Origin of the sequence: Cryobacterium serini, from assembly GCF_004404025.1 — a bacterium.
In the GTDB taxonomy this organism is placed as follows: Bacteria; Actinomycetota; Actinomycetes; order Actinomycetales; family Microbacteriaceae; genus Cryobacterium; species Cryobacterium serini.
The window spans coordinates 196,353-217,545 of record NZ_SOHN01000003.1 but is presented as its reverse complement, the minus strand read 5'-3'; the positions used below and the strand labels follow the sequence as shown (position 1 = coordinate 217,545).

Here is a 21,193-nt window from a genome sequence, read left to right as displayed (position 1 = left end):
ACCTGCCGGTCGGCACGATCAGCGCTGTCGTCGCTGCGGCCGGAACGACCGCGCCGCTGCTCGGCCCGGCCGATGTCATGATTGCCCCGCGCACCAACACCATCGTCTATGCCTGGGGCAGCCTCGCCGAGGGTAACCTGGCCCTGTTCGTGCAGACAGTGCGCACGCGGGCCGCCGCGTCGGCATCCGTTTCGGTGCTGCATGCCATCCCTGGCGTCGTGGTCGATGTGTACGTCGATGACAAGCTGGTCATCGACGACTTCGAGCCCGGAACCCTCACGAAGACGTTCCGCATCGCGGCCGGCACCTACACTCTCGCCATCACCGCAGCGGATGCCGCCGACGCGAGCGCCCCCGTGATCGGCCCGGTCGACCTCGCGGTCGCTTCCGGACTGAACTACACCGCGGTTGCCCACCTGAGCGAGGCCGGAGTTCCGACCGCCGCGCTGTTCACCAACGACACGTCCGCACCCGGTGACGGCCAGGGCCGCCTGACCGTGCGCCACGTTGCTGCCGCCCCGGCCGTCGACGTGCTCGCCAACGGCGCCCCCGCCATCACCGGCCTGACCAACCCCAACGAATCCCTGCTCGTGCTGCCGGTCGGCACCATCTCGGCAGCGGTTGCCGCTGCCGGTACCACGGCGGCGCTGATCGGGCCGGCCGACGTCGACATCGCCTCGAGCACGAACACCATCGTGTACGCCTGGGGCAGCCTCGCCGACGGCACGCTCGCCCTGGCCGTGCAGACGGTGCCCACCAAGAAGTAGTTCTACCTCCGCTGCGCCAGTTCGAGCCACCGTGGCGCATAACTCCTGCAATCTGCGACGCGAGGCCGTTCGCCCCCCGGAAATTCGGGGGTCGAACGGCCTCGGCCGGAAAATTGCAGGAGTTAGGCGCGGAGTGGTCCGGGCCGGGAGACCGAGCGCCCGGGCGAGGGGCGGAGTCCGGGTGGCTGGTTAGACTTTGCGGATGCCCCTGATCGCGATCGACGACCTGAGCGATGCGCGACTGGTCGACTATGCCCACCTCACCGATGTGGCGCTGAAAAAGGCCCGCGGCACCGAGCACGGACTCTACATCGCCGAATCGGCGCTCGTGCTGGAACGGGCTTTGCGCGCCGGGCATGTTCCGCGGTCGGTGCTCGCGCTCGGCAATACGGCCGACGAGGCACTCTCGGTGCTCGGCCACTACGCGGCCGAGGTTCCCGTGTTCGTGGGCTCGGGAGAAATGCTCGCCGAACTCACCGGGTACATTCTGCACCGCGGCCTGATTGCCTCGATGCACCGGCCCGAGCTGCCGAACGCCGACACATTACTGGCCGGTGCGCGCCGCATCGTCATTATCGAAAACGTGTCAGACCCCACCAACGTCGGCGCCATCTTTCGCTCCGCCGGCGCGATCGGAGCGGATGCCATTCTGGTCACGCCCCGCTGCTCAGACCCGTTCTACCGCCGGGCCATCCGGGTGTCCATGGGCACCGTGCTGCAGGTGCCGTGGACCCGCGTCGGTGACTGGACAACAACCCGCGCCCTGCTCACCCGGCACGGTTTTCACGTCGCCGCTCTCGCCCTGACCCCGGGCGCGGTCAGCCTGCGCGACTTCGACGGCACCGGGCATGAACGCCTGGCACTGCTGCTCGGCGCCGAAGGCGAGGGGCTCACGCCCGAGGCGCTCACATCGTCGGACAGCGTTGTGCAGATTCCAATGAAGCACGGCATCGACTCGCTCAACGTCGCCGCGGCGAGTGCAGTGGCCATGTGGGCGCTCTCCGGGTAACCGAACACAGCGCCCGCTTTGGTCGCCCCGCCGGGCCTAGGCTGTGGTCATGAGCAATGAAGCTGTCATCGTGGATGTTTTGCGTACCCCGTCGGGCCGGGGCAAACCCGGGGGAGCTCTCGATGGCATTCATCCGGCCGACCTCCTGGCCATCGTGCTGCGCGAACTGGTCGGCCGCAACAACCTCGACCCGGCGCTCGTTGACGACGTGATCGGAGGCTGCGTCAGCCAGGTCGGCGAGCAGAGCACCAACGTCACCCGCACCGCTCTGCTCAGCGCCGGGTTTCCCGACACCGTTCCCGGCACCACGATCGACCGGCAGTGCGGATCCAGCCAGCAAGCAACCGCCTTCGCCGCCCAGGCCGTCATGAGCGGCAGTGCTGACATCGTCATCGCCTGTGGCGTCGAGTCGATGAGCCGGGTTCCGCTCGGGTCATCGGCCGGCGGACAGGACCCTTTCGGCACGCTCATGCATGCGCGCTACCCCGACGGCCTCGTCAACCAGGGCGTCTCCGCCGAGCTCATCAACCAAAAATGGAACCTCGGCCGCGACGCCCTCGACAACTACGCGGCCCGCTCCCACCGGCTCGCCGCTGCGGCGACCGAACGGGGCGATTTCTCCGGTGAAATCGTGACCGTCACCCGGCCGGACGGCCGCGTGGTCAGCGAGGACGAGACCATTCGCGCCGGCACGTCACACGCCTCGCTGGGCGGCCTGCGCCCCGCCTTTCGCACCGATGCCCTCGCCGCCCGGTTTCCGAAGCTCGGCTGGCATGTCACAGCCGGCAACTCCTCGCCGCTGACCGATGGCGCCTCAGCGACCCTGATCATGAGCGCCAAGCGGGCGGCCCAGCTCGGTCTCAACGCCCGTGCCCGATTTCACAGTTTCACCGTGGTGGGAAGTGACCCGCTGCTCATGCTGACCGGCGTGATTCCGGCGACCCAGCGCATCCTTTCTCGGGCTGGCCTGAATATCGACGACATCGACGCCTACGAGATCAACGAAGCCTTCGCGAGTGTGCCGCTGGCGTGGCTGCGCGAGCTTCACGCCGACCCCGATTGCCTCAACCCGCGGGGCGGCGCCATCGCCCTCGGCCACGCGCTCGGTTCCTCGGGCACCCGCCTGCTCGGTACCCTGCTCAACCACCTGGAAATGACCGGTGGCCGGTGGGGCCTGCAGGCCATGTGCGAGGGCGGCGGCATGGCCAACGCCACCCTGATCGAGAGGATTTAGTGAATATAAACGGATGCTCCGCCCTCATCACCGGAGGCGCCTCCGGCCTCGGCCTGGCCTGCGTTCGCACCCTGCACGAAGCCGGGGCATCCGTGGTATTGCTGGATCTGCCTGGCGCTCCCGGCGAGGAGATCGCCGCGTCGCTTTGCGACCGGGCTCGGTTCGTTGCCGGTGACGTGACGAGCGCCGGCGACGTGCAGACCGCCGTCGACGCCGCGATGGCGTTGAGCCCGCTCCGTATCGTGGTCAATTGCGCCGGCATCGCGCCGGGCGCTCGCACGGTGGGCCGCGACGGGCCGCTGCCGCTTGAAGACTTCGAGCGCGCCATTCGCATCAACCTTGTGGGTACGTTCAACGTCGTGCGACTGGCCGCCGCGGCGATGCAGCGCACCGAACCCGTGGGTGACCCACACCGCCAAGGCGGCGCCGAACGCGGCGTCATCGTCAACACGGCATCGGTCGCCGCGTTTGACGGGCAGATCGGGCAGGCGGCCTACGCTGCGTCCAAGGGTGGCGTGGCCGCGATGACCCTTCCGCTCGCCCGCGAATTTGCGCAGAGCCTGATTCGAGTCGTATCGATTGCGCCCGGCATCTTTGACACCCCCATGCTGCAGGGGCTGCCGCAGTCGGTGCGGGATTCCCTGGGCGCGCAGGTGCCACACCCGTCCCGACTTGGCGACCCCGACGAATTCGCATTCCTGGTGCGGCATATCATTGAAAATCCCATGCTCAACGGAGAAACTATCCGTCTCGACGGGGCCATTCGGATGCAGCCGAAGTAGGGTTAGTTCGTCGAGGTAGCAAGTCATCAGGGGAGCAAATCGCATGGCAGTCATCTTCGGCACCTCGTTCTCGCCGGGTTCGCCTGCGGCATCCTCGCTGTTCTCCACCTCGTCTGGGCAAACTTAGCCGTTCCGTTGCCGCTGTTCACCAGCCCGCCCAGCTGGCCGCGGGCATCCGTTCTACTGAACGTCGACGCCGTCGCTCTCGTGATCTGGGGGGCAACGTCATGACGCCGCAGCGCCCTGACCGGCTAAGACGGCTGCTGCTGCGTGATGCAGTGGATGCCGCCGCCGCGCGCGAACAGTGGCCGCGCGTCGACCGACACCACCCGTCGCCCCGGGTAGGCGGCTGCGAGCACCTCCCGGGCTGCTGCGTCGGTGCGCTCCTCGCCGAAATTGCAGGCAATGACGCCGCCGTTGACGACGAGGTGGTTGACATAGTTGTAGTCCACGAAACCCTCATCGTCGCGCAGCACGGCGGGCGCCGGCAGGTCGATGATCGTGAAGGGTCGCCCGAACGCGTCGTGCGCGTCAGCCAGCAGAATCCGAAATTCCCGGGTGAGGGGATAGTCGGGATGCCCCGGATCGTTCTGCGCGTGCAGCAGAATCGTGCCGGGCGACGGCATTGCGGCGACCATGTCGATGTGGCCGCGGGTGCCGAACCGCGCCTGGTCGCGGGTGAGGCCGCGCGGCAGCCAGACCACGTGCTCGGCACCGATCGTGCGCCGCAGTTCCGTTTCGACCGAGGCCCGGGTGGCCCGGGGGTTGCGCCCGGGGTCGAGCTGCACGCTTTCCGTCGCGAGCACGGTCCCCTCGCCGTCGACGTGGATTCCGCCGCCCTCGTTCACGAGCCTCGACGAGACCACGGTCGCACCGGCGGCATCCGCTACGAAACGGCCGATCGAGGCATCCTTGTCCCAGCTGGCCCAGTCCTGCGCGCCCCAGCCGTTGAAGGTCCAGTCGATGGCGCCGAGGCGGCCTTCATCGTCATGCACAAAGCTCGGGCCTATATCGCGCATCCAACTGTCGTTCAGCGCGGCCTCGACAATTTTGATGCCGTTCCCCAGATAGCGGGCGGCGTCGGCGCGGGCAGCCGGGTCGACGACCATCGTCACCGGCTCGAAGTCGGCCACGGCGTGTGCCACGGCGGCCCAGGCGCTTCGTGCCTCGTGCGCCGACTCTGCGCTGTCGCCGAGGGTGTAGCCGGAGGCTGGAAACGCCATCCAGACGCGGTCCTGCGGGGCGGTTTCGGCCGGCATCCGCCAGGTCATTCGCCCGGCCCGCCAAACGGATGCGCTGGGTCAACGGCCGCCGTCAGCCGCGCGTAACTGCCCGGGCGGCGGGTGACCAGAAACGGGAACAGGCTCAGCCACTCCGCGCGCTGGGCCAGGTCGAGATCCGCCACAAGCGCCACGGACTTCCCGCGCGGCGCCTCGACGAGCACCCGTCCGAACGGGTCGGAGATGAACGACGAGCCGTAGAACGTGAGGTCACCCTCGTCGCCGTGCCGGTTCGGCACGACCATGAAAAGTCCGCTCGTGATGCCGTTAGCCACGATGACCTGCTGCCAGATCGGCTGGGTGTCGAAGTGTGGAAAGAGGGGTTCGGATCCGATCGCGGTGGGATAGGCCAGAATCTCTGCTCCGCCGAGCGCGTACAGCCGGGAAACCTCGGGAAACCACTCGTCCCAGCAGGTCGGCAGGCCGAGGCGTGCGCCCGCCACGCTGTAGACCGGGTAGGCGTCTTCGGCGGGCCCCGGCCGAAAGTAGGTGTCCTCGTAGTAGCCGGCAGTGACCGGGATGTGCATTTTGCGGGTGCGGCCGAGCAGCTCACCGGTCGGCGATACCAGGATGGCTGTGTTGTACCCGCGCGGGTCGTCGGGGGCGTCGGTTTCCGCCGGCTTTTCAAAGAGTGACGCGTGCACGATGACACTGTGCAGTCGCGCCTGGGCGGCCGCGAAGGCGAAGGTCGGGCCGTCTTGGAGCGGCTCGGCGTCCGCTTTGGGAATTCCGGTGGCACGCACATTCCCGGGGTACTTGCTGAGGGTGAGCTCGGGCAGAAAAACGATGCGGGCACCGGCCTCGGCGGCCAGACGGATGCCGTCGGCCAGCTCGGCCCGCAGCGTCGCCTCGTCAGCGTGCCAGCGGTGCTGCACGAGGCCGACGCGCAGGGGAGCGCGGTCGGGCTGATGTACCCGCGTGGGCGAGGCGGGGCTGGTCGGGGCCGTAATCAGGTGCATGCTGTTCTCCTGAGGTTCTGGGCGATCAACGATCTGCTTCAAACTATATGGTCCGGCTACTCCGCCGCGTGCGCCTCCAAAAACGCGTACACCTCGGAGTCGTCAACGCCGGGAAAGGTTCCAGACGGCAGCGGCGACAGTACGTGCGCGTGCAGCCGCGCGCTTGGCCAGGCCCGTCCCGCCCACCGGGCGGCGGCATCCGAGTTGGGGCGCCGGCAGCATGACTCGTCTGGGCACCGCGACACCGTGCGCTGCGTGGTCTCTCGTCCGCGAAACCACTTCGCCTGCGCAAACGGTACACCGACGCTGATCGAGAACTCACCGGCGTCCGTTGACCCGGTCTGGGTGGCCGACCAGTAGGTGCCGGCCGGGGTGTCGGTGTATTGGTAGTACTCGGTGGTGCGGTTGGTGTGGGTGAAGGCACTGCGGGCGCTCCACTGCTTGCAGACGTACTGTCCCTCGATCGACCCGGTGACGTCCACCGGAAACGGCAGGTCGTCATTTTCGTACCCCTTCTGCAGTGCGCCGTCTCCGTTGACCCGCAGAAAATGCAGCGTCATATCCAGGTGCGACGTCGCGAGGTTGGTCAACCGCAAAGCCGCCGCCTCGTGGGTGACGCCAAAGGCGTCACGAAAGTCTTCCACGGCCAACTCGCGCTCCTGCTTGGCATGTGAAAGAAAAGCAACGGATGCATCGCGCGGCATCAAACAGGCCGCCGCGAAGTAGTTGATCTCGAGTCGCTGCCAAAGGAATTCGGCATAGCTGCCGGGTCGTTCGTGCCCGAGCAGCCGATGGCCCATCGCCTGCAACGCCATCGAACGCAGCCCGTGGCCGCCGGGAATCGAGGCGGGTGGCAGGTAGATGCGCCCGTTGGCGAGGTCGGTGACCGACCGGGTGGAGGCCGGCAGATCATTTACATAGATCAGGCTGAAGCCGAGCTGATCGGCCATGACACTGACCTCGCGGTGGGTGAGGGCGCCCGACACGTGCCCGCTGGCGCGCACCCGCTCCTCGACGAGCTCCTCGATCTCGGGCATGTAGTTGCCCTGTTCGCGCATCCGCTCACGCAATTCGGTATTGGCGCGCCGCGCCTCCTCCGGCGTCGCGATGGCTTCGCTGGCCCGGCGCGACAGTTCGCGGTGCAGGCCGAGGAGCGACTCGATGGCCGGCAGCGGCATCCCCTTCGTGACTTTCACAATGGGCAGTCCCAGCGCTTTGTACAGCGGATTTTTCTGCGCCCGATCCAGTTCGATCTCAAGGGCCGCCCGGTTATTCGGTGCTTCCCGGCGGAGCAGTTCGGCCAGGTCGACGGTCAGGGCCGTCGCAAGCTCCTGCAGGGTGGAGAGTTTTGGTTCGCGACGGCCGTTCTCGATCAGTGACAGCTGGCTGCCGGCGAGGCTGACGCGCTCACCGAGTTGGTCGAGGGTGAGGCCGCGTTCGCTTCGAAAATGACGGATGCGATGGCCGAGGGTGATCAGATCGGAAGCTTGAGGCGCCATTCCTTAACGATATCTAAAGAACAGTGGTTTTTAACTCGCAATATCACGGTTTCTCTCCTGCAGAGGGGGCCATCCTTGGTTTGTGGCCAAAATTATGGCCGTACGCAACGCCACGTGAGCAACGCAGCCCGGCGTTCCACAACTTTGCACCTACCCGAGCAGAACAGAAAGGCCAGACGATGACCCTCACCAACTCCTCCCGCCAGACCACCGGGGACGCCAACTCGGCCCGCACGGGTAGCACCGACCCCAACCTGCAGGCCTGGGTCGATGAGATCGCGCGCCTGACCGAACCCGACGCGATCGTCTGGTGCGACGGCTCCAAGCGCGAGGCCAACGAGCTGTCCAAACTGCTCGTCGCCTCCGGCCAGCTCATCCGGCTGAACCCGGAATGGCGCCCGAACAGCTTTCTCGCTCGCACCAATCCGAAGGACGTCGCCCGCGTCGAGAACCGCACCTTCATCTGCTCTAACGATGAAGCGGATGCCGGCCCCACCAACAACTGGGCCGAACCGTCCGCCATGCGCGCCGAACTGCGCGGTGTCTTCGCCGGCTGCATGCGCGGACGCACCATGTACATCGTGCCGTTCTCGATGGGCCCGCTTGGCGGCCCCATCTCGCAGCTCGGCGTTGAGATCACCGACTCTCCCTATGTCGTACTCAACATGGGCATCATGACGCGCATGGGCGAGACCGTGCTGACCATGATCGAAGCGGGCGAACCGTGGGTGCACACCGTGCACAGCGTCGGCTACCCGCTCGTCGACCAGTCGGGCATCACTCGCCCCGAGGTGGAGTGGCCCTGCAACGACGACAAGTACATCGTGCAGTTCCCCGACACCCGCGAGGTCTGGTCCTACGGTTCCGGCTACGGCGGAAACGCCCTGCTGTCGAAGAAGTCGTTTGCTCTGCGCATTGCGTCGGTCATGGGCCGTGACGAGGGCTGGCTGGCCGAGCACATGCTGCTCATCAAGCTGATCTCGCCCGAGGGCGGCGTGTTCCACATGGCGGCCGCGTTCCCATCGGCCTGCGGAAAGACGAACCTGTCGATGCTGCGCCCGACCATCCCCGGTTGGAAGGTCGAAACCATCGGCGACGACATCGCCTGGCTGCGCCAGGGCGAAGACGGTCGTCTCTGGGCGATCAACCCTGAGGCCGGCTTCTTTGGAGTCGCCCCCGGAACCGGTGAAACCACCAACCCCACCGCCGTCTCCACCATGTGGGGCAACACCATCTTCACCAATGTCGCCCTGCGCGACGACGGAGACGTCTGGTGGGAAGGCCTCACCGACAAGGCTCCCGACCACCTGATCGACTGGCAGGGCAAAGACTGGACGCCCGACTCCGGTCGTACCGCAGCCCACCCCAACTCGCGCTTCACCGTTGCGGCCGCTCAGTGCCCGTCGATCGCCGACGACTGGGAAGCCGCTGGCGGCGTGCCGATCGATGCCATCGTCTTCGGTGGTCGTCGGGCCACCAACGTTCCGCTGGTGGCGCAGGCCCGCAGCTGGAAGCACGGCGTTTTCATGGGTGCCACGATCTCATCCGAGAAGACCGCAGCCGCTGACGGCATCGTCGGCGAGCTGCGTCGCGACCCGTTCGCGATGCTCCCGTTCTGTGGCTACAACATGGCCGACTACTGGGGTCACTGGCTCAAGGTTGGCAAGGAACTCGGCACCAACGCCCCGGCGATCTTCCAGGTCAACTGGTTCCGTAAGGGCGCGGATGGCGGCTTCATCTGGCCCGGATTCGGCGAGAACTCGCGGGTCCTCGAATGGATGATTCGCCGCATCCAGGGCACAGCCGACGCCATCGACACCCCGATCGGGCTGCTGCCGGCCGAGGACGGCCTGAACCTCGACGGTCTCGACCTGTCGAAGGAAGCCGTTGACTCGCTGTTCGCGATCGACCAGACCAGCTGGCTCGCCGAGTGCGACCTCACCGAGGAGTACTTCGACAAGTTCGGCGATAAGGTGCCGCCAGCACTGCGCGCCGAACTCGCGAGCGTGCGCTACCACCTGAAGGACTAGTCTCGTACCGCGCAAATGGCCCCGTCACCTCCCGTGGCGGAGCCATTCGCGTTATGCCAGCTGCTGACTCTGCGCTATCGGCGTACGTAACGCCGGTAGATTTCGCGACACGCCGTCACCTCAGCGCCGTTTGCCCGGCGTGTCGCACATTGACCGGCAATAGTACCGGCAGGCCGCGCTAGACGAGCAGCTGGTGCTTGGCGAGATCCCGGTAGAGCGGGGTGGAGACGACGAGCTCGGAGTGGGTGCCGACGCCGACCACCTCGCCGTGGTCGAGCACCACGATCTGGTCGCTGTCGACCACGGTCGACAGACGGTGCGCGATCACGATGAGCGTGCGATCGGCCGCGACGGCGTCGATGGCCTCCCGCATCATCTGCTCGTTCTTGCCGTCGAGGCTCGACGTGGATTCGTCGAGCAGCAGAATCGGCGGAGCCGCGAGCAGCGCCCGGGCGATTGCAAGCCGCTGGCGTTCGCCACCGGAGAGTTTCACGCCCGCTTCGCCGACGGCAGCTCCGAGCCCTGCCGGGTCGCGTTCGAGTACCTCGCCCAGGTTGACTGCGTGCAGCACCTTGATGCACTCGTCATCGGTGGCGTCGGGAGTTGCCAGGGTGAGGTTGTCGCGCAACGATCCCGCCAGTACCGGGGCATCCTGCTCGACGTAACCGATCTGTGAGCGGAGCGCCGTGCGATCCAGCGAGCGGATGTCCAGCCCGCCGAGCCGCACAGTGCCATCGGTGACGTCGTAGAACCGTTCGATCAGGGCGAGGATCGTGCTCTTACCGGCACCGCTGGGCCCGACGAGCGCCGTGCGCAGCCCGCGCGGGGCATTGAAGGAGACTCCTTTGAGTACCGAACGGGCTTCCGCGGCGCCTGCGGGGGCGGCGGAAGTGACCGAGCCGGCAGCATCCGTTGTCGCTGGGCTGTCAGGATCTGCTTCGGCGTCAACCTCGACCGGCGCCGCAGCATACCCAAAGTGCACATCCTCGAAGCTGATTGCGGCCGCCTCGGGGCGAACCTTTTCGTTCGCGGCGCCAACCGTCATGGCGAGTGGGGCGATATCGCGGTCGAACTGGTCCTCGGCGGGCAGATCGATGATTTCCTGGATGCGGCCGAGCGCGCCGAGCGCGGAGTTGACCGAGGTGATCGCGCCGAAGAACTGGCCGAGCGGCATGATCATCATGAAGAGAAAGAGAATGAACGCGACCAGATCGGCAATGGTGATGGCGTCGCTCGCGACCCGAAAACCGCCGACGCCGAGCACCACGAGAAAGGAGACCTGCAATGCAATGCCGGCGATCGGCACGACGAGGGCGCTGATCTTGGCGACCTTGATCCCCATGCGCCAGGCTCCGCGGGCATCCTCGTCGATCACGGCAACTTCACGTTCGGTTGCATTGGCCGCACGGACGGTGCGGATGGCGCTGATCGCGCGTTCGACGCTGGCCGCGAGGTCGCCGACCTTGACCTGCGCGGCTGTGCTCGCGGTGCGAATGCGACGCGAGAGCAGGATAACGGTGACCACCGACACCGCGATGACGAGCACGGTCAGGCCGAGCAATACCGGGTCGATGACGAGCATTGCCACGAGCGCACCGATAAAGGTGAGCGATCCGCCGATGGCTTCGACCAGGCCCTGCGTGAGCACCGCACGCAACAGGGTGGTGTCGCTGCCGACGCGAGAGACGAGGTCTCCGGTGCGACGTGCGTCGAACTCGCTGATCGGCAGGCGCAGCAGGCGCCCGACCAGTTTGCGGCGGCTCGAGAGCACAACCCCCTCGCCGGTGCGCTGCAACAGATAATGCTGGTAGCCGCTGATCAAACCCGAAATGACTACGAGGGCGATCAGCAGGCCGACGAGGGATCCGAGCGGATCGCCAACCTGCACGATCGTAATGACTCGGCTGACGAGCAGAGGCTGGGCCAGGCTCGCGGCAGCGCCGAGCACGCTCAGCACGATGACGACGCTGAGCACCTTTTTGTGCTCGAACAGGTAGGGCAGCAACTGGCTGAACGTCGCCCTCGGCCCGGTGGGGGCTGGGTGACCGCGTCGGCCGCGCGGCGGCTTGACTGCGGTGGGAGAAGCGGAGGCAGCGGAGGTTTCGGGCGCACGGGTAGCGGAAGTCACTCGTAAATCTTAACCGCCGCAGATGCGAACCATGCCCACTGGAGCGGGGGCGGTCTAGGTTAGAACTGTGCCAGCGCCTGTCATCGCCACCCAGAATCTCGTCAAGAGTTATCCCGTCAAAAATTCGAAGGATTTCGTCGCTGTCGACGGCATCAGTTTTGAGGTCGCGCCGGGGGAGTCCTTCGGGCTGCTCGGGCCCAATGGCGCAGGCAAGTCCACGACGATGCGCATGATCGGCGCGGTCTCCACCCGCACCAGCGGTGACCTCGACGTGCTCGGTCTTGACCCCAATCGCTACGGTCCCGAGATTCGCTCGCAGCTCGGCGTCGTGCCGCAGGAAAACAACCTCGATCTGGAACTGAAGGTGCGCGAGAACCTACTGGTTTACGGCCGCTACTTCGGGCTGCCACGCGCCCGCGTCGCCCGCCGCGCCGACGAACTGCTCGAATTCGCCCAACTTGCCGACAAAGCCGGCGCCAAGGTTGACGACCTCTCTGGCGGTATGAAACGCCGCCTCACTATCGCCAGGGCCCTTATCAACGACCCGCGCATCCTGCTGCTCGACGAACCGACGACCGGCCTCGACCCGCAAGCGCGCCACATTCTGTGGGACCGCTTATTCCGCCTCAAGGAACAGGGCACGACTCTGCTTCTCACCACCCACTACATGGACGAAGCCGAACAACTCTGCGACCGCCTCGTCGTCGTCGATAAGGGTCGCATCATGGCCGAGGGTTCGCCGGCCGACCTCATTCGCCGCTATTCCTCCCGTGAAGTACTCGAAGTGCGCTTCGGTTCTACCCAGAATGCCGAGGTCGCCGGTCGCATCCAGGGCTACGGTGAGCGGGTCGACGTGCTGCCCGACCGCATCCTGGTCTACAGCGACAGCGGTGAATACGAATTAGAGCGGATGTCCGCGGCCGGCCTTCACCCGATCACCAGCCTCGTACGCCGCGCAAGCCTTGAAGACGTGTTCCTGCGTCTCACCGGCCGGAATTTGATCGAATGAGCAACTTTCAGCACGGCGTGAGCGACAGCATCCGCTCACAGACTCTGGCCGCGGCCGTCGCGGCGGCGGCGCGCACCCGGCGTTACGGCTCCTGGTACGTGGCCGAGCACCGGTTCCGGGTGATGCGGTCGTATACCCAGACCGTGCTCTTCACCGCGGTCGGCAGCCCGCTCGTCTACCTTTATGCGATGGGCGTCGGCCTGGCCAGCCTGGTAGACGGCAATCTCGGCAATGGCGCCGTCGCCGGGGTGAGTTATCTCGCCTTTTTAGCGCCGGCGCTGCTGGCGAGCAGTGCGATCGCCGTGGCCGCTGAGGAGTTCACCTACCCGATCATGCTCGGTTTCAAGTGGAACCCGACCTTTTTCGGTATGAACGCGAGCTCCATCCAACCCGGCCAGATCATCAACGGCATCGTCATCTCGGTCGCCGCGCGCATGCTGCTCACCTGCACAATTTTCTACATCTTTATGCTGGTCTTCGGGGCAGTGCCCGGTGCGCTCGGGTTTGTGGCCGTGCTGGTGGCGCTGCTCACCGGCCTCGCCTTCGGTGCGCTCGTCATGGCCTACACGGCCACCCTCAAGGACGACACCGGTCAACTCGCCATGGTGCAACGCTTCGTGATTTTACCGATGACCCTGTTTTCGGGCACGTTCTTTCCGCTCGACGTGCTGCCACCGTACCTGCAGTGGATCGGTTGGATCTCGCCGCTCTGGCACGGCACGGAGCTCTCTCGCGTCTTCGCCTACGGCCTGCCGGAGCCGATCTGGCTGAGCCTGGTGCACGTGCTCTACCTCGCCGCCCTGTTGACCATCGGCTGGATCTGGGCGCGCCGTATTACCGTGCGCCGGTTGAACAAATGACCGGGCCGCAGCTCTCCCCGTCGACGATCGCGGCATCCGCTCGCTCGCCCCGACCATTTGGCACTCTGTATGCCGGCAACGCGCGCAGTGTGATGGCGCGCGGCTGGCGGGCCACACGCAGCACTAATTCGCTCGTGGTGGTCAGCGGATTCGTCGAGCCCATCTTTTACCTGTTGTCAATGGGCCTCGGCCTCGGAGCCCTGATCGGCCAGGTGCAGACCGCTGACGGCACTCAGGTGACCTACGCGGCGTTCATTGCTCCGGCCCTGCTCGCCGTCGCCGCGATGAACGGTGCGATCTACGATTCAACCTGGAACGTGTTCTTTAAAATGCAGTTCGCCAAGCTCTACGAGGGCATGCTGTCCACGTCGCTCGGCCCGCTCGACGTAGCGCTGGGCGAGATCTCGCTCGCCCTGCTGCGCGGGCTGCTCTACGCGACCGGATTCCTGCTCGTCATGCAGGCGCTTGGACTCAATCTGTCGTGGTGGGCGCTGGTCGCACTGCCCGCGGTGCTCCTCATCGCGTTTGGTTTCGCGAGCGTGGGCATGGCGGTCACGAGCTACATGAAGACATTCCAGCAGATGGACTGGATCAACTTCGTGTTGCTGCCGATGTTTCTGTTCTCGGCTACGTTTTATCCGCTCAGCGTCTACCCGCAGGGTATCCAGTACGTGATCCAGGCATTGCCGCTCTGGCACGGCGTCGAGCTGGTGCGTGCTTTGACCACCGGGCAGATCGACCCGGGTCTGCTCTGGCACGTGCTCTACTACGTCGTGATGATCATCATCGGTCTGGTCCTGACCACGCGCCGCTTGCGCGCACTATTCCTCGACTAACGCGCGAAAGCGGGAAAATCGTTGCCGGAAGTATCTCGAAGCAACAATTTTCCCGCTCTTAAAACCAATCCGTTAGCGTTGCAGGTCGAGATCCTTGGTTTCTCGGCTCAACAGAAGCGCGATCAAGGTGATGATAGCCATGACCGAGAGATAAATGCCGACCCAGAACGGGCTTCCCTCACCGAGGGTCCACAGCCAGATGGCGATGAACGGGGCGACGGCTGCGCCGAGGATTGAACTCATGTTGTAGGCGAAAGCTGAGCCGGTGTAGCGCACGCTGGTCGGGAACAGCTCGGGCAGCAGCGCGCCCATCGGGCCGAAGGTCATCCCCATCAGGGAGAAGCCGACGATGAGAAACAGCATCACGCCGGGGAAGCCGGCGCCGAGCAGCGGCACGAACAGCGCACCGAACACGATGATGGCCAGGGTCACGATGATGAGTGTCTTACGCCGGCCGTGCTTGTCCGCCCAGGGTCCAGAGGCGAGGGTGAAGATTCCAAAGAACACGACGCCGAGAATCATCATGAGAATGAAGTTGTTGTAGCTGAAGCCGAGTCCCGGAACCAGGGCATCCGTCGCGGCGCGGCCGTAGCCGAGCGTGAACGTGGTCATCAGGTAAAACAGCACGTAGGTCGCGAGCATGATGAACGTGCCGAGGATGAGTTCGCGCCAGTTCGACTTGAACACGGCCGCGAGCGGCAGCTTCTCGACCCGGTCGGCTTTGACGACCTTGGTGAAGACTTCGCTCTCCACCAGGCGCAGACGCACCCAGAGTCCGATGATGACCATGACGGCCGAGAACAGGAACGGGATGCGCCAGGCCCAGTCGAGGAACGCCTCTGAGGGACGGGTCGGGTCGGTCGACGGAAGGGCGAGGGCAAGGGCGAGAAACAGGCCGTTGGCGATGATGAAGCCGAGCGGGGCGCCGACCTGCGGGAAGGTACCGTACCAGGCACGCTTGCCGACGGGTGCGTTCTCGGTTGCGACCAGGGCCGCGCCACTCCACTCCCCGCCGAGGGCGAAACCCTGCGCGAGACGCAGGAGGACGAGCATGAACGGCGCCCACCAGCCGATCATGTCGTAGGTCGGCAGCAGGCCGATCAAGAACGTCGCGATGCCCATCGTGAGCAGCGCGCCGACCAGGGTGGCCTTTCGTCCCTTGCGGTCACCGAAGTGGCCGAAGAACAGCGCGCCGATCGGGCGGGCGACCATGGCGGCGCCGAAGACGGCGAAGGAAGCGAGCAGCGCAGTGGTCTCGTTGCCCGTCGGAAAGAACAGGTGTGGGAAAACGAGCACGGCGGCGGTCGCGTAGACGTAGAAGTCGTAGAACTCGATGGTCGTGCCGATGAGGCTCGCCATAATGACGCGGCTCTTCGGATTGAGAGGCGTGGTCGGCGTCGAAACTGACGCTGTGGTTGTAGTCATGAGGGTGGAACGCTCCGCAAAGGTGGCTGGGCGCCAACGAAACCCGCAAGTCGATCTGACTTCCCGCGGAAGCGTTTACGCACGAATAGTGGTGTGGCCGCGTGTAGGGGACACCATCTGACTTTACCCCGGTGCTATCGCCTTCGAGACCGGTTATTTCCAGAGCACCGCAATCACGACGTTGGCGAAGGTCAGGGCGCCGATGGCCCACAGCACGAGGGACGACACGGTCGGCTTCTTGCGATTGACGATTACGAGCACGGTGATAACGATGAGAACGAGCAGCTTGATGCCGATTTTCGCGTTGTCGATGTGGCCGAGCGAGCCCATCTCGATGATGCCGACGAGCAGCAGACCGGTGACCAGTTGGGTGAGCGCGCCGTGGAACATCGCGGTGACAATCGTGCCCTTGCCGGCAATGATCGGCTTGATCTGCACGAGGAAGCCACCGAGCAGCGAGGCCAAGCCGACAAAGTGCAGAATGAGCAGAATGTTGCGTAGAAGGTCCATGCGTTCAGCCTAGGGACTCAAACGCAGCCGCAGTTACCCGATGTGTCCGCGTAGCTCCCGCAGCACGAGTGCGGTGGCCAGAGCAGCGGATGCTGCCTCCGCGCCCTTGTCTTCCTTCGAACCGGGCAGTCCGGCCCGGTCGAGACCCTGTTGCTCATCGTCCAGCGTCAGCACGCCAAAGCCAACCGGCTTGCCGGTGTCGAGGGCGACCCGGGTGAGGCCATCCGTTGCCGCATTCGACACGAAATCGAAGTGGGGGGTGCCGCCGCGGATGATTACGCCGAGGGCGACGACAGCATCGGCCCCGCTGTCCAGGGCGACCTTGCAGGTGACGGGCAGTTCGAAGCTGCCCGGTACCCGTACGAGCGAGAACTCGGCGTTGCTTTCTTCAAGTACTCGGGTGGCACCGGCGATGAGACCGTCGGTGATCACGTCGTGCCAAAGACCTGCCACGATGACGACCCGCAGGCCCGCGGCGTCGACCGAGATTGTTGGTCCTGTTCCAGCCATTAGGCGATTCCATTCATGATTTCGATGTTGGAGATATGGTGCCCCATCCGGTCACGTTTGGTAGCAACGTAGTCCTCGTTGAACTCCCCGATGCCCACGACAAGCGGTACACGCTCGGTCACGGTGATGCCGTGCAGCTCGAGCTGGCGCACTTTTTCGGGATTGTTGGTCAGCAGTCGTACCTTGCGCAATCCCAGCTCGTGCAAAATGCTTGTGGCCGCGCCATAGTCGCGGCTGTCACCGGGCAGACCCAGCGCCAGGTTGGCGTCCAGGGTGTCCATGCCGTCTTCCTGCAGTGCATAGGCCCGCAGCTTGTTGATGAGGCCGATGCCGCGCCCCTCCTGGCCGCGCAGGTAGACGACCACGCCGCCCTCCGCCTGGATGATGTCGAGCGAAGCGGTCAGCTGCGGTCCGCACTCACACTTGAGCGAGCCGAAGGCTTCGCCGGTGAGGCACTCGGAGTGCACCCGCACGATGGAACCGTCGACGGGGGTGCCCGCCACGAGAGCGACATGGTCGGCGCCGGTCGAGCGGTCCCGGTATGCGCGTACCCGGAAAGCGCCGTGCCGGGTGGGCACCGTGGTCTCTACCTCGAAGTCGACCCGTGGCGCCTCGGTGAGCGGCATGGTCGTCGGTAGGGCTTCATTCGGGTGCAGCTCATTGAGGTAGCTGATCAGGTCTTTGATCGTGATGACGAGCAGACCCTCGCGCTCGCCGAGTTCGAGTAAGCCGGGGAGGCGCATCATCTCACCGTCTTCGCCGACGATTTCGGCGATCGCCGCGACGGGAGCCAGACCGGCCAGTTTCATCAGGTCGACACCGGCTTCGGTATGGCCGCCGCGCTCGCGCACACCGCCGTCTTTGGCACGCAGTGGCAGGATGTGGCCGGGGCGGTGCAGGCTCGCCGGTGCCGACGCGGGGTCGGCGAGCACCCGCAGGGTGTGGGCGCGGTCAGCAGCGCTGATCCCGGTCGACAGTCGGTCGGCGGCGTCGACGCTCACCGTGTAGTTGGTGCCGAGCGGATCTTCGTTGTTCACGACCATCACCGGCAGATCAAGCCGGTCGGCAAGCTCGTTGGTCATCGGCGCGCAGATGAAACCGGAGGAGTAGCGCACGGTCCAGGCGATCCATTCCTGGGTAGCAAGCTGGGCCGAGATGATGACGTCACCCTCGTTTTCGCGGCCCTCGTCGTCGGCGACGATGACCGGTCGGCCGAGGCGCAGGGCGTCCAGTGCGGCGGGAATATCGGCGAGGCTCATGATGCGCTCCTTGGTGCGGTTGCGTTCTGGGGTTCTTTGGTCTTTGTGGCGGCGCTGAGGGCCAGCATTCGTTCAACGTGGCGGGCCAGAATGTCGGTCTCGATGTTGACGAGATCGCCGACCCGGCGCTCGCCGAGGGTCGTGGCGGCGAGGGTTTCGGGTATGAGTGACACCTCGAACCACTGGGCCTCGTCGGTGGCCGGGCTGATGTTGCTCACCGTAAGCGAGACACCGTCGATTGCGATCGAGCCCTTGTCGACGACGAGCTTGGCAAGCTGGGCAGAGACGCTGAATCGCAGCACCCGCCAGGCGTTGCCCGGAGTAACAGCAAGTACGGTGCTGGTGCCGTCGATGTGGCCCTGCACGATGTGACCGCCGAGGCGCCCGCCGACGAGCGCTGCACGTTCGAGGTTGACCGGGGAGCCGACGTGGGCGTCGGACAGTGTCGACATGTGCAGGGTCTGCGCCATCACGTCGGCGGTGAAAGTCTCTGCGGTGCGCTCGACCACGGTGAGGCAGACCCCCGAGACGGCGATCGAGTCGCCGTGGCCGGCGCCATCGACTACGAGCGGGCCACAGATGGTGAAGCGGGCGGCATCCGCTGTGTGCTCGATGCGCTCGATCTGGCCGAGCTCCTCGATTATTCCGGTGAACATGGGGTTCCTTAGGTAGTGAGGGGTCTGGCGACGATGAGAATATCGTCGCCAAGCCGATCGAGGGAATGGATGGAGAGACGGCGCTGGTCGCCGATGGTAGTCACGCCGAAATCGCCGAGAGCCAGCCGGGGGCCACCGAGGAGAGTTGGTGCGAGGTAGATGAGGTACTCGTCGACCAGGCCAGCGGCGACGAAGGCGCTCGCCACGGTAGGCCCGCCCTCGATGAACACGCTGCGCAGGCCCCGGCTGTGCAGGTCGGCCAACACGCCGGGCAGGTCAAAGCCGTCGAAAAACAGTGGTGAGTGCGGGTGTGCGTGCACCGCAGCGGATGCCGGCAGTGCTCGTCGGCCGACGACCACGGGAATGGGCTGCCGGGCGAGGAGGTCGCCAGCGGAGTCGCGGGCGGTCAGCGCCGGGTCGTCGGCGAGCACGGTGCCGGTGCCGACCAGGATCGTGTCGTTGGCGGCACGACGCCGGTGCACGTCAACGCGTGCCGCCGCGCCCGTGATCCAACGGCTGGAGCCATCGAAAGCGGCCGCGCGACCGTCGAGGCTTGAGGCCCACTTCAGTGTGATGAAGGGGCGGCCAAGGCGGGCGGCGACAAGCCAGTCGCCGAGAAGGGCCTCGCCGTCATCCGCGAGCAGGCCACCCTCCACCGCGATGCCGGCCGTGCGCAGCCGCTTGGCACCGCCGCAGGCGTGCTCGCCGGGGTCGGTCACGGAGTAGACGACGCGTTCGACGCCGGCGTCGATGAGGGCGAGGGCGCACGGACTGGTCCGGCCGAAATGATTGCACGGTTCGAGGGTGACGACGACGGTGCTGCCGCGGGACAGGCCTGGGGCGAGCTGGGAGAGCGCATCGACTTCGGCGTGCCGGCTGCCGGCGCCGCGATGCCAGCCTTCGGCGAGCGTCTCGCCGTTGGCGTTCAGGATGACGCAGCCCACCCGTGGGTTCAAGCCGGTGGCCGGACCGCGGGCGGCGAGTTCGAGGGCACGGCGCATTGCGCTGGCCAAGATAGGGCGGTCAGGGCCGACTGCCGCGTTGTTGGTCATCCCGCCCTCATCCGTATCGGACGAGCTCCGGGGGGTGTGGGTGTACAGCATGCACAAACCCGTCGGTCAACCGTAGGGGCCAACCAACTCGTGCGCCTCCCGTCCGGACTTTGACCGTCGGTGCTGGAGTTTCACCAGCTCAACCGCTGGTCCCTCGATGGTGCCGAGAAACTAGCGGGTCGCGGACTCTAACCGCCGGTTCGGAATTACGCCGACCCCGGAGCACGTGTATTGCAAGTTCTTCTTCTAGTTATAGTGCAACAGCCTGCGTGACGTGTTATTCCCGGCGACAAGCGCTGTCGTGATAATGACGTCAGGGGGCCTCGACCAACGCGCGGGCGGTGCTCTCATCGACGAAGAGGTCGGTGATGAGCGATGCGGCGAGGGCGCCGCGCAGACTAGCGAGCTTGGAGCGGCCAGCCACGACGCAGATGCGGCGCGGTGTGCGGCGCAGCACGGTGAAGTCCGGGCCGGTGGATCGCTCGTTCAAGGCGATACCGTCGGCCGAACCGTCGGCGCGGTAGAACACTGTCGCCACGTCGCCGACCACGCCGGCTGCGCCGAGCGCATCGAATTCGGCCTGTTCGAGGTAGCCGCCCGCGTAGACGCGGCTGACCACGCCGGAGAAGGGAGAACCGAGACCGAATAAGGCGATGTCCATGATGGCCTGCATCTCAAGCAGGCGGCTGACGCTGCGCTCCCGCCACAGTGCATGCTTGGTCGCCGGGTCGTCGAAGAAGGCGGGCACGGGAAACTGCTGCACGTGCGCGCCGAACGCCGTGCCGAAACGACCGAGAATTTCGCTCGCGTAACCCAGGCCGGTGGTGCGCATGTTTCCGGCACCGTTCAGCTGCACGATTTGGGAGTTGTGGGTCTGTTTGGGGGTGATGTGCCGGCTGATGGCGTTCATGGTGGACCCCCAGGCGATGCCCATGGTCATGTTTGAGTCGAAATACTGTCCGAGAATCCGTGCAACCGACAGGGCGACACGCTCGAGCCGATCGACGTCACTCGCGCTGTCCGGAACCGGAACGACGTGAGCGGTGATCTGAAATCGAGCCTCGATCTGCTGCTCGAGGCGACTCGGGGCATCCAGCGGAGACTTGATCTGAATATCGACCAGACCGGTCTCGCGCGCGTGGCTGAGCAGGCGGGAGACCGAGGAACGGGAGGTGTGCAGCTCCTGAGCGATGGCATCCATCGTAAGGTCCTGCATGTAGTACAGGTGCGCGGCGGTCAGGGCGTCGCGGCTGCGATCGGACTGCGCGGGATCGGTATCGAAGGTCACGGGGCTCCTTGCACGTATGTTCAATACGATTGAGAAATTGTGTCGAAGTGTCAGACTACATCTATTCATACGGCTTGTCCCGTGCAGATTATCGGGCAAT

General features: G+C 65.6%; 19 protein-coding genes and 1 riboswitch. Of the genes, 8 read left to right on the top strand and 11 right to left on the bottom strand.

The window, feature by feature from the left end; all coding sequences use genetic code 11:
- Nucleotides 1–77: 77 nt before the first annotated feature.
- The 4 genes from E3T51_RS17465 (at nt 78) to E3T51_RS01015 (ending at nt 3,792) form a co-directional block, all read left to right on the top strand.
- Nucleotides 78–767: a DUF4397 domain-containing protein gene (locus tag E3T51_RS17465; RefSeq protein WP_134526818.1), complete on the top strand. Its 690-nt coding sequence runs from the start codon at nt 78–80 to the stop codon at nt 765–767.
- 202 nt (nt 768–969) lie between these two features.
- Nucleotides 970–1,776: a TrmH family RNA methyltransferase gene (locus E3T51_RS01025; protein ID WP_134526352.1), complete on the top strand. Its 807-nt coding sequence runs from the start codon at nt 970–972 to the stop codon at nt 1,774–1,776.
- A gap of 49 nt (nt 1,777–1,825) precedes the next feature.
- Nucleotides 1,826–3,010 (top strand): thiolase family protein, encoded by a 1,185-nt coding sequence (locus E3T51_RS01020; protein WP_134526349.1) that lies wholly within the window; start codon nt 1,826–1,828, stop codon nt 3,008–3,010.
- Entirely contained in the window at nt 3,010–3,792 is a 783-nt protein-coding gene (locus E3T51_RS01015) for a 3-hydroxyacyl-CoA dehydrogenase (RefSeq protein WP_134526346.1), read from the top strand. The genes E3T51_RS01020 and E3T51_RS01015 overlap by 1 nt, the downstream gene beginning before the upstream one ends.
- Nucleotides 3,793–4,043: 251 nt before the next feature.
- Here the strand turns inward: E3T51_RS01015 and E3T51_RS01010 are convergent, their stop codons facing one another.
- Genes E3T51_RS01010 through E3T51_RS01000 form a run of 3 tightly spaced genes read right to left on the bottom strand, consistent with a single transcriptional unit; the run spans nt 4,044 to nt 7,530 of the window.
- Nucleotides 4,044–5,051, bottom strand: coding sequence for an agmatine deiminase family protein (locus tag E3T51_RS01010; RefSeq protein ID WP_241989094.1), 1,008 nt, complete (start codon nt 5,049–5,051; stop codon nt 4,044–4,046).
- Nucleotides 5,052–5,059: 8 nt separating this feature from the next.
- Nucleotides 5,060–6,031, bottom strand: a complete 972-nt coding sequence (locus tag E3T51_RS01005) for a nitrilase-related carbon-nitrogen hydrolase (protein WP_134526340.1) — start codon at nt 6,029–6,031, stop codon at nt 5,060–5,062.
- 56 nt (nt 6,032–6,087) lie between these two features.
- Entirely contained in the window at nt 6,088–7,530 is a 1,443-nt protein-coding gene (locus tag E3T51_RS01000) for a helix-turn-helix domain-containing protein (RefSeq protein WP_134526337.1), read from the bottom strand.
- 179 nt (nt 7,531–7,709) lie between these two features.
- Between E3T51_RS01000 and E3T51_RS00995 the strand changes: the two genes are divergently transcribed.
- Nucleotides 7,710–9,560, top strand: coding sequence for a phosphoenolpyruvate carboxykinase (GTP) (locus E3T51_RS00995; RefSeq protein ID WP_134526334.1), 1,851 nt, complete (start codon nt 7,710–7,712; stop codon nt 9,558–9,560).
- A 178-nt stretch (nt 9,561–9,738) separates the two neighbouring features.
- On the opposite strand, the gene E3T51_RS00990 is transcribed toward E3T51_RS00995, so the two are convergent.
- Complete coding sequence (locus E3T51_RS00990) at nt 9,739–11,565, bottom strand: ABC transporter ATP-binding protein (protein WP_420898396.1); 1,827 nt, start codon at nt 11,563–11,565, stop codon at nt 9,739–9,741.
- Between the two features lie 190 nt (nt 11,566–11,755).
- Between E3T51_RS00990 and E3T51_RS00985 the strand changes: the two genes are divergently transcribed.
- Genes E3T51_RS00985 through E3T51_RS00975 form a run of 3 tightly spaced genes read left to right on the top strand, consistent with a single transcriptional unit; the run spans nt 11,756 to nt 14,393 of the window.
- Nucleotides 11,756–12,697, top strand: a complete 942-nt coding sequence (locus tag E3T51_RS00985) for an ABC transporter ATP-binding protein (RefSeq protein WP_104191192.1) — start codon at nt 11,756–11,758, stop codon at nt 12,695–12,697.
- Entirely contained in the window at nt 12,694–13,557 is an 864-nt protein-coding gene (locus E3T51_RS00980) for an ABC transporter permease (RefSeq protein WP_134526328.1), read from the top strand. The genes E3T51_RS00985 and E3T51_RS00980 overlap by 4 nt, the downstream gene beginning before the upstream one ends.
- On the top strand, nt 13,554–14,393 hold the full coding sequence (locus E3T51_RS00975) for an ABC transporter permease (RefSeq protein WP_134526325.1): 840 nt from the start codon (nt 13,554–13,556) through the stop codon (nt 14,391–14,393). The genes E3T51_RS00980 and E3T51_RS00975 overlap by 4 nt, the downstream gene beginning before the upstream one ends.
- Nucleotides 14,394–14,465: 72 nt before the next feature.
- On the opposite strand, the gene E3T51_RS00970 is transcribed toward E3T51_RS00975, so the two are convergent.
- The 7 genes from E3T51_RS00970 to E3T51_RS00940 all read right to left on the bottom strand — a co-directional run bounded on the left by E3T51_RS00970 (nt 14,466) and on the right by E3T51_RS00940 (nt 21,021).
- Nucleotides 14,466–15,818, bottom strand: coding sequence for an MFS transporter (locus E3T51_RS00970; RefSeq protein ID WP_134526322.1), 1,353 nt, complete (start codon nt 15,816–15,818; stop codon nt 14,466–14,468).
- Between the two features lie 153 nt (nt 15,819–15,971).
- Nucleotides 15,972–16,328: a hypothetical protein gene (locus E3T51_RS00965; protein WP_104191188.1), complete on the bottom strand. Its 357-nt coding sequence runs from the start codon at nt 16,326–16,328 to the stop codon at nt 15,972–15,974.
- Between the two features lie 33 nt (nt 16,329–16,361).
- Complete coding sequence (gene ribH, locus E3T51_RS00960; protein ID WP_134526319.1) at nt 16,362–16,838, bottom strand: 6,7-dimethyl-8-ribityllumazine synthase; 477 nt, start codon at nt 16,836–16,838, stop codon at nt 16,362–16,364.
- On the bottom strand, nt 16,838–18,097 hold the full coding sequence (gene ribB / locus E3T51_RS00955; protein ID WP_134526316.1) for a 3,4-dihydroxy-2-butanone-4-phosphate synthase: 1,260 nt from the start codon (nt 18,095–18,097) through the stop codon (nt 16,838–16,840). Before ribB ends, ribH begins: the two co-directional genes overlap by 1 nt.
- The gene (locus E3T51_RS00950; RefSeq protein ID WP_134526313.1) at nt 18,094–18,753 is read right to left on the bottom strand and encodes a riboflavin synthase; all 660 of its coding nucleotides are present in this window, start codon (nt 18,751–18,753) and stop codon (nt 18,094–18,096) included. Before E3T51_RS00950 ends, ribB begins: the two co-directional genes overlap by 4 nt.
- A gap of 8 nt (nt 18,754–18,761) precedes the next feature.
- Nucleotides 18,762–19,805: a bifunctional diaminohydroxyphosphoribosylaminopyrimidine deaminase/5-amino-6-(5-phosphoribosylamino)uracil reductase RibD gene (ribD, locus tag E3T51_RS00945; protein ID WP_241989093.1), complete on the bottom strand. Its 1,044-nt coding sequence runs from the start codon at nt 19,803–19,805 to the stop codon at nt 18,762–18,764.
- A gap of 87 nt (nt 19,806–19,892) precedes the next feature.
- Nucleotides 19,893–20,034: riboswitch (FMN riboswitch) on the bottom strand.
- Nucleotides 20,035–20,118: 84 nt separating this feature from the next.
- The gene (locus E3T51_RS00940) at nt 20,119–21,021 is read right to left on the bottom strand and encodes a sugar-binding transcriptional regulator (RefSeq protein ID WP_241989117.1); all 903 of its coding nucleotides are present in this window, start codon (nt 21,019–21,021) and stop codon (nt 20,119–20,121) included.
- Nucleotides 21,022–21,193 lie beyond the last annotated feature (172 nt).